The sequence below is a fragment of the Cellulomonas hominis genome (assembly GCF_005239125.1).
GTDB classification, from domain to species: domain Bacteria; phylum Actinomycetota; class Actinomycetes; order Actinomycetales; family Cellulomonadaceae; genus Cellulomonas; species Cellulomonas hominis_A.
In genome coordinates, this window is sequence record NZ_SZYE01000016.1 from 1 (window position 1) to 13,868 (window position 13,868).

9 protein-coding genes are annotated in these 13,868 nt (G+C 75.9%); all 9 read right to left on the bottom strand.

Annotated features, from left to right (window positions below):
- Positions 1–415: 415 nt before the first annotated feature.
- The 9 genes from FA014_RS03930 to FA014_RS03970 all read right to left on the bottom strand — a co-directional run bounded on the left by FA014_RS03930 (position 416) and on the right by FA014_RS03970 (position 13,798).
- Positions 416–1,963: an ATP-dependent DNA ligase gene (locus FA014_RS03930; protein WP_154728401.1), complete on the bottom strand. Its 1,548-nt coding sequence runs from the start codon at positions 1,961–1,963 to the stop codon at positions 416–418.
- A 123-nt stretch (positions 1,964–2,086) separates the two neighbouring features.
- Positions 2,087–3,667: a Na+/H+ antiporter gene (locus tag FA014_RS03935; RefSeq protein ID WP_154728402.1), complete on the bottom strand. Its 1,581-nt coding sequence runs from the start codon at positions 3,665–3,667 to the stop codon at positions 2,087–2,089.
- Positions 3,668–3,770: 103 nt separating this feature from the next.
- Entirely contained in the window at positions 3,771–5,273 is a 1,503-nt protein-coding gene (locus tag FA014_RS03940; protein ID WP_154728403.1) for a glycoside hydrolase family 1 protein, read from the bottom strand.
- Positions 5,270–7,870: a glycosyl hydrolase 2 galactose-binding domain-containing protein gene (locus tag FA014_RS03945; protein WP_230322848.1), complete on the bottom strand. Its 2,601-nt coding sequence runs from the start codon at positions 7,868–7,870 to the stop codon at positions 5,270–5,272. Before FA014_RS03945 ends, FA014_RS03940 begins: the two co-directional genes overlap by 4 nt.
- Positions 7,871–7,931: 61 nt before the next feature.
- The gene (locus FA014_RS03950) at positions 7,932–9,968 is read right to left on the bottom strand and encodes a beta-galactosidase (RefSeq protein ID WP_154728404.1); all 2,037 of its coding nucleotides are present in this window, start codon (positions 9,966–9,968) and stop codon (positions 7,932–7,934) included.
- Positions 9,961–10,899: an ABC transporter ATP-binding protein gene (locus FA014_RS03955; RefSeq protein ID WP_154728405.1), complete on the bottom strand. Its 939-nt coding sequence runs from the start codon at positions 10,897–10,899 to the stop codon at positions 9,961–9,963. The genes FA014_RS03950 and FA014_RS03955 overlap by 8 nt, the downstream gene beginning before the upstream one ends.
- Positions 10,899–11,786 (bottom strand): ABC transporter ATP-binding protein, encoded by an 888-nt coding sequence (locus FA014_RS03960; protein WP_154728406.1) that lies wholly within the window; start codon positions 11,784–11,786, stop codon positions 10,899–10,901. Before FA014_RS03960 ends, FA014_RS03955 begins: the two co-directional genes overlap by 1 nt.
- Positions 11,786–12,796, bottom strand: a complete 1,011-nt coding sequence (locus FA014_RS03965; protein WP_230322849.1) for an ABC transporter permease — start codon at positions 12,794–12,796, stop codon at positions 11,786–11,788. The genes FA014_RS03960 and FA014_RS03965 overlap by 1 nt, the downstream gene beginning before the upstream one ends.
- A 12-nt stretch (positions 12,797–12,808) precedes the next feature.
- Complete coding sequence (locus FA014_RS03970) at positions 12,809–13,798, bottom strand: ABC transporter permease (protein ID WP_154728407.1); 990 nt, start codon at positions 13,796–13,798, stop codon at positions 12,809–12,811.
- Between the last annotated feature and the right edge of the window lie 70 nt (positions 13,799–13,868).

Sequence of the window (13,868 nt, forward strand, 5' to 3'; positions counted from 1 at the left end):
CGAGGGCGGCGAGCGGGCCGCGGTGCCGCGCCCGGCGGACGGGGTCGTCGCCCCGGGCGGCCTGCGAGCGCCGGTGCTCGAGCCGGTGCTCCAGCTCGCGCTCCTGCTGGCGGTACACGACGAGGAACAGGTCGGGGTGCACGGGAACCTCCTGCACGATCGGGGTGGCGGGTCACGCCACCGGCTGGGTCGCCGCGAGGGAGGCGGTCGCGTCCTCGCGGCCCGTGGACCGGGGGTGGTGGTCCACGGGTCCATCCTCCCGCGCGGGCGCCCCCGCGAGCGCCTGACCTGCGGGTGGATCACCCGTCCGCGCCGAGTGCGGCCCAGGGGCGAGGGGATGCGGAAGGGACCTCGGTCCCGGGTGCCGGGTGACCCCGGCGGGTCCGCACGGACCCCGCCGCTGCGGACCCGCGCCTCAGCCCGCGGAGCCGCCCGCCGCGGCCAGCGCCCGCACCGTGTCGATCGTGTCCGCCTCCTCGGCCGCCTTGTCCTCGCGGTACCGCAGCACCCGCGCGAACCGCAGCGCCAGCCCGCCCGGGTACCGGGTCGACCGTTGCACCCCGGCGAACGCGATCTCCACCACCTGCTCCGGCCGCAGCGTCACCGTCCAGCCGTCGTCGGCGACCTCGAGCTCGCGGAACCGCTGCGTCTGCCAGGCGAGCATCTCGTCGGTCATGCCCTTGAACGTCTTGCCGAGCATGACGAAGCCGCCGTCGCCGTCCCGGGCGCCCAGGTGGATGTTCGACAGCGACCCGACGCGGCGCCCGGAGCCGCGCTCGACGGCCAGCACCACGAGGTCGAGGGTGTGCCGCGGCTTGACCTTGACCCAGGCGCCGCCGCGCCGGCCCGCCTCGTAGGGCGCCGCGGCGTCCTTGACGATCACGCCCTCCTGCCCGGCGGCGACCCAGCCGGCGAACGCCTCCTGCGCGACCTCCGGGTCGGCGGTGACCACGCGCTCGACGGCGTGCTCCGGGGCGATCGCGTCCAGCACCGCCAGCCGTTCGGTCAGCGGGGCGTCGAGCAGGTCGGTGCCGTCGCGGTGCAGCACGTCGAAGAAGTACGGCCGCAGGGCGGTGGTCGCGGCGAGCTCGGCGTCCCGGGTGGCGCTGCGCGCCGCGGTCTCCTGGAACGGTCGCGGTCGGCCGTCGGGGCCGAGCGCGAGCGCCTCGCCGTCGAGGACGACGGCGCGGACCGGGAGCGCCCGGGCGACCTCGACGACCTCCGGGACCCGCGCCGTGATGTCGTCGAGGCTGCGGGTGTAGACGCGCACGTCGTCGCCGTCCCGGTGCACCTGGATGCGGATGCCGTCGAGCTTCGCGTCCACGACCACCGCTCGGCCGTCGAAGCCGGCGACCGCCGCAGGGACGTCCGGCGCCGACGCGGCGAGCATCGGCCGGACGGGGCGGCCGACGGTCAGCCCGAAGCCGTCCAGCGCGGCGCGGGCCGCCTCGGGGGTGGGCGCCGCGAGCGCCGCCTCGGCGACGGGCTCGCTCCCGCCGGCCAGCATCGCCGCGCGCCGGACCGTCGCGACCGGCACGCCGGCCGCCTCGGCGACGGCGTCCAGCAGCAGCGCGTCGAGGGCGCCCTGCCGGACCTCGCCGGCGACCAGGCCCGCGAGGAACCGCTGCTCGTCGGCCGTGGCGGCCCCGAACAGGTCGGCCGCGAGCGCCGACCGCGCTCCCGCGGACCCCGGCCCGGACAGACCGGCCATCCGCTCGAACACCGCGTCCACCGCGAGCACGTCGAGGGTCGGCTCCGCCGCGGGCGGCGGCAGGTCGCGCAGGGACCGCCAGCCCAGGCCGGTGCGGCGCTGCCGGAGCTCGCCCGCGAGGTACCGCGCGACGACCGGCACCTCGTCCGGGCCGGTGCGCCGGAGCAGGTCGACGAGCAGCGCGCGCTTGGCGAGGCGCGAGCGGGTCGCGGCCAGGCCCGCGCTGGTGGCGGCGACGTCGGCGAGCAGCACGGTGGTCATCCTGCCGCCGACCGCCCGGCGCGCGCACGCCGAGAGTCCCGAAGCCGGGGCGGTTCGTTCCGGTCTGTCCGGGGAGTTCTGGACACTCGGCGGCGCCGCCCGGCGGGCGCGCGGTCACTCGGGGGAGAGGGCTCCACGGGTCAGGCGGACCTCCTCGGCGTCGAGCTGCGCCTGGACCTCCCGCAGCACGATGTCGTCGATCGTCCGCTCGTCGCGCAGCCGCACGACCGCGGCCCGCTTGTGCGCGAGGACGGCCAGCCGCAGTGCGTCGAAGTCGGCCTCGCGCGGGCGGCCGTCGTCGGGGTGCTCGGCATCCGCCTCGGCCAGCGCCTCGGCGTGCATCCGGTACTCGGCCTCGAGCTTCGCGACGACCTTGCCGTTCAGCCCGAGCCGCGCGGCCTCGTCGGGCAGCGCCTCCAGGGCCGCGCGCGTGGCGGCCTTCTCCGCGTGGTGCCGCTCGGTCTCGACGCCGTCGTCGGCGGGCAGCCGCGCCCAGCGCACGACGGCGGGCAGCGTGAGGCCCTGCACCAGCAGGGTCGCGAGGATGACGCCGCCGGTGACGAAGACGATCACGTCGCGGCCGGGGAACGGCGCCCCGTCGGCGGTGGTCTCGGGCACGCCGAGCGCCGCCGCGAGCGACACCGCGCCGCGGAACCCGGCCCACGCCCCGGGCATCCGGTGCCGCCAGGAGACCCGCCGGGCGCGCTGCACGGCGCGGCGGTCGACCGCGCGGATCAGGTACGGCGTGGTGTGGAACCACAGCAGCCGGGTGCCGATCACGGCGCCGAACGCCGCGGCGGTCCACCCCAGGGCCTCGACGAGCCCGGCCGAGGACAGGCCGTCGGCGGCCGTGACGAGCTGCATGCCGACCAGCACGAACAGCGCGCCGTTCAGCACGTGGCTGACCACCGCCCAGAACGACTGCGACTGCACCCGCGCCGCCGCCGGGATGAGGCGCGGGCCGCTCTGGCTCAGCAGCAGCCCCGCGACCACGACGGCCAGCACGCCGGACGCGTGCACGAGCTCGGCCAGCAGGAACGCGGCGAACGGGGTCAGCACGCTGACCACGCTCTGCTGGATGGCCTCCTGCATCCGCTCCCGGAGCTGCACCGCGAGCCACCACACCGCGACCCCCGCGGCCGCGCCACCCAGGTAGGAGATCGCGAACCGCCCCGCGAGGTAGCCGCCGGTGACCGGCTCGACGACGGCGTGCACCGCGATCGCGTAGATGACCAGCGCGGTGCCGTCGTTGACCAGGCTCTCCGCGCGCAGGGTGGTGAGGGTCCGGCGCGGCATGCCGCGGGCCACCCCGGCGACGGCGGTGGCGTCGGTGGGCGCGAGCACGCCGCCGAGGATCCAGGCCGGCCCCCAGTCCATCCCGAGCGCGTGCAGGACCACGGCCACCGCGCCCGCCGTGAGCACCACCAGCAGCACGCTCACCAGCACGATGACGCGCAGGTTGGCGCGGATCTCGCGCAGCGACGTCGTCAGGCTCTCCCAGTACAGCAGCGCCGGCAGCACGACGAGCAGCACCATCTCCGGCGGGACGGTGAGCCCGCGGAACGCGGGCAGGAAGCCGAGCGCGAGCCCGAGCACGAGCAGCACCAGGGGCGGTGCGACCCGCCACCGGCGGCCGAGCGCGGTCCCGGCCAGGATCGCGAGCAGCACGACGACGATCAGCTCGAGCGTGAGCACGGTGCCTCCTGAGGGCGCGGACGGCCGGACGTCCAGGGGGCGGCCGGGTGGGACGGCACGAGGATGCTCGCGCCGCCCCGGCCCGGCAAGAGGGGGGAGCGGGTCAGCCCGCCCCGGCACCCGCCCCGGCGCCCGCCCCCGCCCCGGCCCCCGCGGGCCTCGCCACCGCGGCCCCGTCCACCGGCGGCAGCACGCCGGTCGTCGCGAGCCGCCGGTACCAGTGCCCCGAGTCCTTCACGGTGCGGGCCATCGTCGCGTAGTCGACGTGCACGATCCCGAACCGGCGCTCGTACCCGTACGCCCACTCGAAGTTGTCGAGCAGCGACCACGCGAAGTACCCGCGGACGTCGGCCCCGGCGTCCAGCGCGGCGCCGACCGCGGCCACGTGCGCGTGCAGGTAGGCCACCCGGTCGGCGTCGTGCACGCGGCCGTCCGGCGCGACGACGTCGGGGTACGCCGCGCCGTTCTCGGTCACGTGCAGCGGCAGGCCCGGCCGGCGGCGGTGCAGGCCGACCAGCAGCTCGGTGAGCCCGGAGGGGTCGACGACCCAGCCCATCGCGGTCCGCGGGCCCGGCTGGTGGAGCCAGCGGACGCCCTCGACGAGGTTGGCCGGCGGCCGCTCGGCCCCGGACGGCGAGGCCGCCTGCACGTCGGCCTCGGCGGGCGCGCCCCCGTTCGTCGCGGACGCGTCCGCCCCGACCGTCGCCGTCGTGTAGTAGTTCACCCCGAGCGCGTCCAGCCGGGTCCGCACCAGGTCCAGGTCGCCGTCGCGCACGAACGACCAGTCGGTCAGGTGCGCCGTCTCGGCGACGACCTCCTCCGGGTAGGCGCCGTCGAGCAGCGGCCCGAGGAACACCTCGTTCGCCACCCGGTCGAGCCGCGCCTTGGCGGCCCGGTCCTCGGGCGCCGCGGAGGCGGCCCGGTTGACCTGGAGGTTCAGCGCCACGGAGACCTGCGCCGCGTCGCCCGCCGCGGCCCGCACCGCGCGGGCGCCCAGCCCGTGCGCGAGGTTGAGCGTGTGCACGGCGGCGAGCGCCCGGGCGGGGTCCTGCACGCCGGGGGCGTGCTCCCCGGAGGCGTGGCCGAGGTAGGCGGTGCACCACGGCTCGTTGAGCGTGGTCCACAGCGCCACCCGGTCGCCGAGCGCGTCCGCCACCAGGGCCGCGTAGTCGGCGAACCGCCACGCGGTGTCCCGGTGCGGCCAACCGCCGGCGTCCTCCAGCGGCTGCGGCAGGTCCCAGTGGTAGAGCGTGACGACCGGGTCGACGCCGTGCGCCAGCAGGGTGTCGGTCAGCCGGCGGTAGAAGTCCAGGCCGGCGGGGTTGGCGGGCCCGCGCCCGGTCGGCTGGACGCGCGGCCAGGCGACGGAGAACCGGTAGGCGCCCAGCCCGAGGTCGGCCATGAGGGCGACGTCGTCCGCGAACCGCCGGTAGTGGTCGGTGCCGAGGTCGCCGGTGTGCCCGCCGAGCACGGCGCCGGGGCGGCGGGAGAACGTGTCCCAGATCGACGGGCCGCGGCCGTCCGCCCCCACGGCGCCCTCCACCTGGTAGGCGGCCGTCGCGGCGCCCCAGACGAAGCCGTCCGGGAACCGGCGCGCCGCGGTCACCGGGCCGACCCGAGGTCCGCGCCGCCCGCGCCCACCCCCGCGCCCACGGGCGCGCCGTCCGCGAGGACCACGCCCGCGAGCGCCACCCCCCGCAGGTCGTTCGCCGACCGCAGCACGGGCGCCGCGGTCAGGTCGGCGAGGTCCAGCACGGCGTCGGTCGTCACGTGGAACGTCGCCCGCTCGCCGGCGAGCAGGGTGACCAGCGCGTCGTCGACCCGCGCGTCCGGCGCCAGCCGGTCGGCGTGCAGGGTGACGTCGGCCGCGTAGGACCGGGCGACGACCTCGACCCGGTACCCGCCCGGCTCGCGCGCGGCGGTGGCCCGCACGGCCGCGGGGTCGAGCCGCAGGTCGACGTCCTCGACGAACGCGCGCGTCGCCCGCCGGTCGCCGTCGGGTGCCGCCAGGGACGCGGCGAGCACCTCGCCCCCCGCGTCGACCGGGGTCGCGAGGTCGGCCGGGACGGGGACGACCGCCACGGACCGCGGCTCGACCGTCACGGCGAGGCCGGCGGCCGCGGCCGTCACGCCGCCGAGCGTCTCGCGGCGCACGTGCGCGGTGCCGGCCCAGGGCTCGTCGGTGTCGTTGGTGGCGACGAGCACCAGGCCGCCGTCGCGCTCGGCGAGGAACAGGGCCCGCGGCTGCCCGGCCGCGCGCAGCGCGTACCAGAGCGGCTTCGGGCGCTCGGCGGAGTCGACGGCCGCCCAGGACGTGACCGGCCAGCAGTCGTTGAGCTGCCAGACGACCCAGCCCGCGGTGCGGGGCCACCAGGCGCGGTAGTGCTCGACGGCGTACCGGACCGCGCGGGCCTGGTTGAGCTGGGTCGCCCAGTGCCAGTCGGCGAAGTCCCGGGGCACGCCGAGGTGCGGCGCCAGGCCGCGGTCGAGCTTGCCGTTGCCGTCCTCGGCCTTCTGGTGCACGAGGAACACGGGGTCCTCCTGCGGCACGGGCGCGTCGGCGAGCGGCCCGCCGTCGACCGCGTGCACGGACTCGACGAGGGTCCGCCACGCGGGCGGTCCCTGGAAGCCGAACTCCGAGCAGAACCGCGGGATCTCCGAGCGGTACGCCGTGTAGTCGACGCGGTTCCACACCTCCCACTGGTGGTGCGTGCCGCGGTCCGGGTCGTTGGGGTGCACGTCGGCCGGGTCGCGGCGCGGCGTGAAGGGGCTGTTGGTGGCGTACGGGCGGGTCGGGTCGAGCTCCGCCAGCACGGCCGGGAAGAGCTCCTCCGCGTACCACCGGCCCCAGGTCGCGTCGCCGAGCCGCGCCTTCCAGCCCCAGTCCTCGTGGCCCCAGACGTTCTCGTTGCCGCCGTTCCACAGGACCAGGGACGGGTGCGGCATCAGGCGCACGACGTTCTCCCGGGCCTCCGCCTCGATCTCGGAGCGCAGCGGCTCCTCCTCCGGGTAGGCGGCGCAGGCGAGCAGGAAGTCCTGCCACACCAGCAGGCCGCGCTCGTCGCACAGCGCGTAGAAGTCGTCGGACTCGTAGATCCCGCCGCCCCACACCCGGAGCAGGTTCAGGTGCGCACCGGCCGCCTGGTCGAGGCGCCGGGCCAGGCGCTCGCGGGTGATCCGGGTGAGCAGGTGGTCGTCGGGGATCCAGTTCGCGCCCCGCACGGCGACCGGGCGGCCGTTGACCACCAGCGTGAACCGGGCGCCGTGCTCGTCGTCGGCGGTGTCGAGCGCGACGGACCGGAAGCCGACGCGCCGGTGCCAGGTGTCCAGCGGGGCGCGGTCGTCCCCGTCGTCCGCCGCCAGCGTGACGTCCAGGTCCGCGAGCGGCTGCTCCCCGTACCCGGCGGGCCACCAGACCGGCGCGTCCGGCACCGCGAGCGCGACCGCGGCCGACGACGCCCCCGCCGGGACGGTCACCGACGCCGAGGCCCCCAGGACCGCGGCCCGCAGCGTCAGCGGTCCCGCCGGCGCGAGCCCCGAGCGCTCGACGTCCACGTGCACCGCGACCCGCCCGGTGCCGTCCGGGTCGAGGGTGACCAGCGGCCGGACCCGCGCCAGCCGGGCCACCGACCAGCGCTCGACCCGCACCGGCTTCCACAGCCCCGCGGTGCGCAGGTCCGGGCCCCAGTCCCAGCCGAACGAGCAGGCCATCTTGCGGACGAAGTTGTACGGCACCGGGCTGTACGCCGACGGCCGGTCGCCGAGGACGTCCCGCACCTCGTCGGCGTACGCGGTGGCGGACCGCAGGTCGACGGTCAGGGCGCGCGCGGCCCCGTCCGCCAGGTCCCGCACGTCGTACCGGGACGACCGGTGCATGTTCGCGCTCGTCCCGAGCACCCGCCCGCCGAGCGCCACGGTGCCGACGGTGTCCACGCCGTCCAGCACGAGGTCGACCCGCTCGCCCGCAGCGGCCGGCTCCAGCGTGAGCGCCCGCTCGTACCGCCAGTCGGTGCCGTGGAACCAGCGCACCGACTCCTCGTGCGCGTCCAGGTACGGGTCGGGGATCAGGCCGGCGTCGAGCAGGTCGGTGTGCACCGAGCCGGGCACCTCCGCGGCGAGCGGGCCCGCGGCGAGGACGGCGTCGGGCACGGGTCCGGCGGTGGCGGTGACGGTCCAGCCGTCGGCGAGGGTGTGGTGCTGCACGGGTGCTCCCGGGTGTCGCAGGGGTGGCTCAGGGTGGCGCAGGGATGTCGCAGGCGGGACGTCAGCGCTCGCGGACGACGCGCACGCCGCCCGCCGGCACGGTGGTGACGGGCCCGACCTCCGCGCCGGTGAGCAGGTCGGTCCCGGACGCGGTGGCCTTGCGGTCCGCGTCGGTGTGGTTCAGCAGGAACAGGTAGGAGGACCCGTCGCCGACGCGGCGGACCGCCTCGACGCCGGGGTCGGCCTCGGCGGTGCGGGGCACCCCGGCCTCCTCGACGAGCCGCGCCGCGACGCGGTCGACGGTCTCGCGGGGCAGGGCCGCCCCGACGTACCAGGCGGCCCCGCCGGCGGCAGTGCCCCGCCGGGTCACGGCCGGCCCGCCCGCCAGCGAGGACGTGGCGTACCGGACGACCGCCTCCGCGCCGTCGAGCTCGACCCGCTCGGTCCAGTCCGCGACGTCGGCGCCGTCGTCCAGCCGGACGCGCTCGCCCGCCTGGAGCGGGTAGAACTCGTCGGTCCACGCGCCGAGCACGTCCTGCAGCGCCCCCAGCCCGGGCCGGACCCGGCCGGTCGGCTCGCAGACGCCGGACAGGTAGGTGACCAGCAGCGTCCCGCCGCGCTCCGGCACGGCGCGCAGCCGCTCCGCCTCCGCGTCGGACAGCACCTGCAGCGTCGGCACCAGCACCAGGTCGTAGCCGGCCAGGTCGGTCCCGGGCGGCACGACGTCGCACAGCACCTGCCGCTCCCACAGCGCCCGGTGCCAGGTGCGCAGCTCGCGCCCGTACCGCAGTGCCCGGTGCGGGGTCAGCCCGTGCTGCAGGGCCCAGCCGGCGACGTCGTCGACGACCAGCGCCGCCCGGGCGGGCGCGACCACGGTGCCCTGCACCTCCGCCAGGGCCCGCAGGTCGCGTCCCAGCGCGACGACCTCCCGCCAGATCCGGGACCGGGTCCCGGAGTGCGGCAGCATCGCCGAGTGGAACTGCTCCGCGCCGGCGGTCGAGGCGCGCCACTGGAAGAACAGCGCGCCGTCGGAGCCGCGGGCGACGTGGCCGAGGGCGTTGCGGGCGATCTCGCCGGGGTCCTTCGCGCGGTTGCGCTGCTGCCAGGACGGCGCCCCGGTGGAGTGCTCCATGAGCAGCCAGGGCCGCCCACCGGACATGCCGCGCATCCGGTCGCCGGCGAACGCGAGGTCGTGCTCGCGGTCGGGGTCGTCGACCAGCGTGTAGTGGTCGTTCGCCACGAGGTCGGTGTGCGGCGCCCAGGACGCGTAGTCGACCACCTGGGCGCCGGCCCCGACCATCATGTTCGTCGTGACGGGCGCGTCGGAGTGCCGCTGCAGCACCGCCTTCTCGGCGAGGTAGTGCGCGAGCAGGGCGTCCGAGGAGTACCGCTCGTAGTCCAGGTACAGCCCCGGGTTGGGGGCGCCGTGCTTCCCGCGCGGCGGCAGGATCTCGTCCCAGGCGCCGAACCGGTGCCCCCACTGCGCGGTGCCCCACGCCGCGTTCACGGCGTCGACGGACCCGTACCGGGCGCGCAGCCAGTCGCGGAACGCCGCGGCCGACACGTCGCAGTAGCAGCGGGCGTTGCCGCCGCCGAGCTCGTTGCTCACGTGCCACAGCCGCACCGCGGGGTGCCGGCCGTACCGTCGCGCCAGCGCCTCGACGTACCGCAGCGCGTACCGGCGGAACACCGGGCTGCTGGGGCACCAGGCCAGCCGGCCGCCCGGCGGTTGCTGGTACAGGTCGGCGTCGTACGGCAGCACCTCGGGGTGCGCGGTGTGCAGCCAGGACGGCGGGGCGGCGGTCGGCGTGGCGAGGTCGATCGCGATGCCGTGGGCGTGCAGCAGCGCGACCGCGTCGTCGAACCAGCCCCAGTCGAACGCGCCGTCGGCGGTCTCGACCAGGCCCCAGGAGAACACCCCGAGGGTCACGAGGTTCACGCCGGCCTCGCGCATCAGGGCGACGTCCTCGTCCCAGACCTCGCGGGGCCACTGCTCGGGGTTGTAGTCCCCGCCGTAGGCGAGGCCGTCGACCAGGTGGACCGGAGCCGGCGCGGCGGCGGGCGGCGGCGGAACGACCGCGCTGACGAACTCAGGCACCGGCCCGCACCCCGCCCGCGGTCGCGGCGCGCGCGGCCGCCGCCTCCGCCTCGTCGATCGGCACCCACGCGCCCAGCGTGTGGTCGTAGCAGACGGAGTTGTCGATCCCGTCGCGCGCCACGGCGGTGTCGCCCTCGCGCCCGACCCTGCCGACCCGGTCCGGGTCGGGCGCGGCCATCGCGAGCAGCTTCGTGTAGTCGTGGTGCGGGTCGAGGATCACGGCGTCCGCCGGCCCGCGCTCCACGACGCGGCCCCGGTAGAGCACCAGGATCTCGTCGGAGAAGTGCCGCGCGGTCGCCAGGTCGTGCGTGATGTAGAGGACCGCGAGGTTGTCCTCGCGCTGCAGCCGGCCGAGCAGGTTGAGCACGCCGAGCCGGATCGACACGTCGAGCATCGACACCGGCTCGTCGGCGATCAGCACCTGCGCGCCCGGGGCGAGCGCCCGGGCGATCGCGACGCGCTGCCGCTGGCCGCCGGACAGCTCGTGCGGGCGGCGCGCGGCCATGTCCTCCGCGGGGTGCAGGTTGACCCGCTCCAGCATCTCCAGCACCCGGGCGTGGGTGGACGCCGCGTCGTGGGTGCGGCGGTGGATCCGCAGCGGCCGGGCCACGTGGTGCTCGACCGAGTGGAACGGGTTCAGGGACGCGAACGGGTCCTGGAACACCATCTGCACGTGCCGCTGGTAGACGGAGCCCATCACGGGCGTCCGGTCGTCCAGCTGCACGTCGATCCGCCCGGAGGACGGCTTCTCCATCCGGGTGAGCAGCTTCGCGATCGTCGACTTCCCGGAGCCCGACTCGCCGACCAGGGCGACGGTGCGCCGGGGCACCAGGTCGAACGACACCCGGTCGACCGCGCGCAGCGTGCTGCGGCGCAGGCCGGAGCGCAGGGCGTAGTCCTTGGTCAGGTTGGTGACGTGGACGCTGGTCATCAGGCCTCCTCGGGGTCGACGCCGTCGCGGATGAACGCGCCGCGCTCGCCGGACAGGCTCGGGAACGACCCGAGCAGGCGGCGGGTGTAGGGGTGCGCGGGGGAGCGGTGCAGCTGCGCGGCGGTCTCCAGCTCGACGATCTCGCCGGCCAGCATCACCGCGATCCGGTCGCTGATCTCCAGCAGCAGCGGCAGGTCGTGCGTGATGAACACGACCGCGAAGTCGAGCTCGTCCCGCAGTCGGACGATCTCCCGCAGGATCTCGCGCTGCACCACCACGTCCAGGGCGGTGGTGGGCTCGTCCATGATCATGATCTGCGGCTCGAGCAGCATCGCCATGGCGATCATCACGCGCTGCCGCATGCCGCCGGACAGCTCGTGCGGGTAGGACCGCAGCCGAGCGGGGTCGACGCCGACCCGGGTCAGCACCTCGGCCGACCGCTCCCGGCGCCGCGCCCGGGACATCCGGGCGTGCGCCCGCAGGGTGTCGTCGAGCTGCGCGCCGATCGTGCGGACGGGGTTGAGCGAGTTCATCGCGCCCTGGAACACCATCGACAGCTGGGACCAGCGGAACCGGCGCAGCGGCTCGTCGCCGAGCGCGAGCAGGTCGATGTCGCCGCCGTCCCGGTCGTGGAACACCACGGAGCCGGACGCGATCCGGGCCGGCGGCTGGTGCAGCCGGTTGATCGCGTACGCCAGCGTGGTCTTGCCGCAGCCGGACTCCCCGGCGAGGCCGAGGATCTCCCCGCGGCCCAGCTCCAGGCTCGCGTCCTTGACCGCGGTGACGGGCTGCTCGACGTCGTAGACGACGGTCAGGTCGGTGACGGTGAGCACCGGGCGGCGCGCGGGCGCCGCGGCGTGCGGGACCCGGTCGGTGAGCGTGGTCATCAGGCGGCCTTCCTGGCGACGCGGGCGGCCGCCTTCGCGCGACGGCGGGCGGTGCGGGCGTTCTTGAGCCGGGGGTTGATGATCTCGTCGATCGAGAAGTTGACCAGGGACAGGCCCATGCCGAACAGGGCGATCACGAGCCCCGGTGGGACGAACCACCACCAGGCGCCGAGCGGCAGCGCGAAGCCGTTCTGCGCGTAGAACAGCATCGTGCCGAGGGTCGAGGCGTTCGATGCGCCGAGGCCGAGGAACGACAGGCCGGCCTCGCCGAGGATCGCCGCGATCACCGCGTACACGAACTGCGAGGCGAGCACCGGGAGCAGGTTCGGCAGGATCTCCACGCCGATGACCCGCCACGGCTTCTCGCCCGACAGCCGGGACGCGGCCACGTAGTCGCGCGACCGCACCGACAACGTCTGCGCGCGCAGCACCCGGGCGGACGCCGCCCACGACGTCAGGGCGAGCACCACCGCGATCGTCCACAGCCCGCGGCTCTCCCGGGGCACGAAGCCCGAGATCACGATGACCAACGGCAGGCCCGGGATCACCAGGAACACGTTGGACAGCAGGGAGAACCCCTCGTCCGCCGCGCCGCCCAGGTAGGCGCCGTAGATCCCGAAGAACGCCGACAGCAGCGTGGCGAGCACGCCGACCATGAGGCCGATCTGCAGCGAGCCGCGGGTCGCGTAGGCCAGCTGGGCGAGCACGTCCTGGCCGGTCTGCGTGGTGCCGAGCCAGTGCTCCGCCGACGGCGGGGCCAGGCCGACGTCGCTGATCGCGTCGGGGTCGCCGACCAGGTGCGGCCCGACCACGCCGAGCAGCACGACTCCGGCGATCAGCACGAGGCCCGTGGCGAGCCACGGGGTCATGGTCGGCAGCAGCATCCGCCACGCGGGGCGGGCCCGGGTCCCCGCGGGGCGGGGCTCGGGCGTGGTGGTGGTCGGGGTGGTCTCGACGGGCCCGCCGGGCCCCTCGACGGCCACCTGCACGTCCGGTCCGATGTTCGTCATCGCCGGCTCCCCTCAGCCCTTCGCGCGGGTGCGCGGGTCGATGAGGCCGTACAGCAGGTCGACGACGAGGTTCGCGCCGAGCACGGCCAGGGTGATGAACAGGAACACGCCCTGCATGAGGGCGTAGTCGTTGTTGGTGACCGCGGCGAGCAGCCGGGACCCGATGCCGGGGTAGGAGAACACCTGCTCGGTGACGACGGACCCGGAGACGACGAAGCCGAGGGAGATCGCGAACCCGGCGACGGACGGCAGCACGGCGTTGCGCGCGGCGTAGTTCCGCATGACCTGCCCGTGCGGGAGGCCCTTGGCGCGCGCGGTGAGCACGTAGTCCTCGGACAGCGTGGACACCATCATGTTGCGCATCCCGAGCAGCCAGCCGCCGATGGAGGCGACCACGATGGTCAGCGCGGGCACGAAGCCGTACTCGATCGCCGACCCGATGAACTCCGGCGACCAGCCGGGGTCCAGCACGACGTCGTAGCCGCCCTGCGACGGGAACCAGCCGAGCACCCGGGACAGCAGGTAGACCAGCACGAGCGCGAGCCAGAAGTACGGCACGGCCGCGAGCAGCGTGGTCAGCGGCACGGCCGAGTCCAGCCAGGTGCCGGGCCGCCAGCCGACGAACGCGCCGAGCAGCACGCCGATGGTCGCGGCGAGCACCGTGGCGATGCCCACCAGCACGACGGTCCACGGCATCGAGGTCCCGATGACCTCGCTGACCGGGGTGGGGAAGTAGGTGACCGAGACGCCGAGGTCGCCGTGCAGCAGGTTGGACAGGTACGTGCCGTACTGCTGCAGCAGCGAGTCGGTGGAGTCGCCGCCCAGCAGGGCGGCGTACGCCTCGCGCGTCTCCGGGGTGACGGTCCCGCCGCGCTGCTGCAGCTTGGCCAGCAGGATGTCGACGGGGTTGCCGGGCAGGAGGCGGGGGATGAGGAAGTTGAGGGTGACGGCGGCCCACAGGGCGACCGCGTAGAAGCCGAGCTTGCGCAGGACGTAGTTCACGTCGCGACCCTTCCGACGGCGGGGGAGGTCCGGGGCGGGGCCCGGGCCGGGCGGCAGGTGCGGCGGACCG

Bases quoted from the DNA above. Each gene is read 5' to 3' on its own strand.
- FA014_RS03955 (WP_154728405.1), bottom strand. From the start codon at position 10,899: ATGACCAGCGTCCACGTCACCAACCTGACCAAGGACTACGCCCTGCGC.
- FA014_RS03960 (WP_154728406.1), bottom strand. From the start codon at position 11,786: ATGACCACGCTCACCGACCGGGTCCCGCACGCCGCGGCGCCCGCGCGC.
- FA014_RS03965 (WP_230322849.1), bottom strand. From the start codon at position 12,796: ATGACGAACATCGGACCGGACGTGCAGGTGGCCGTCGAGGGGCCCGGC.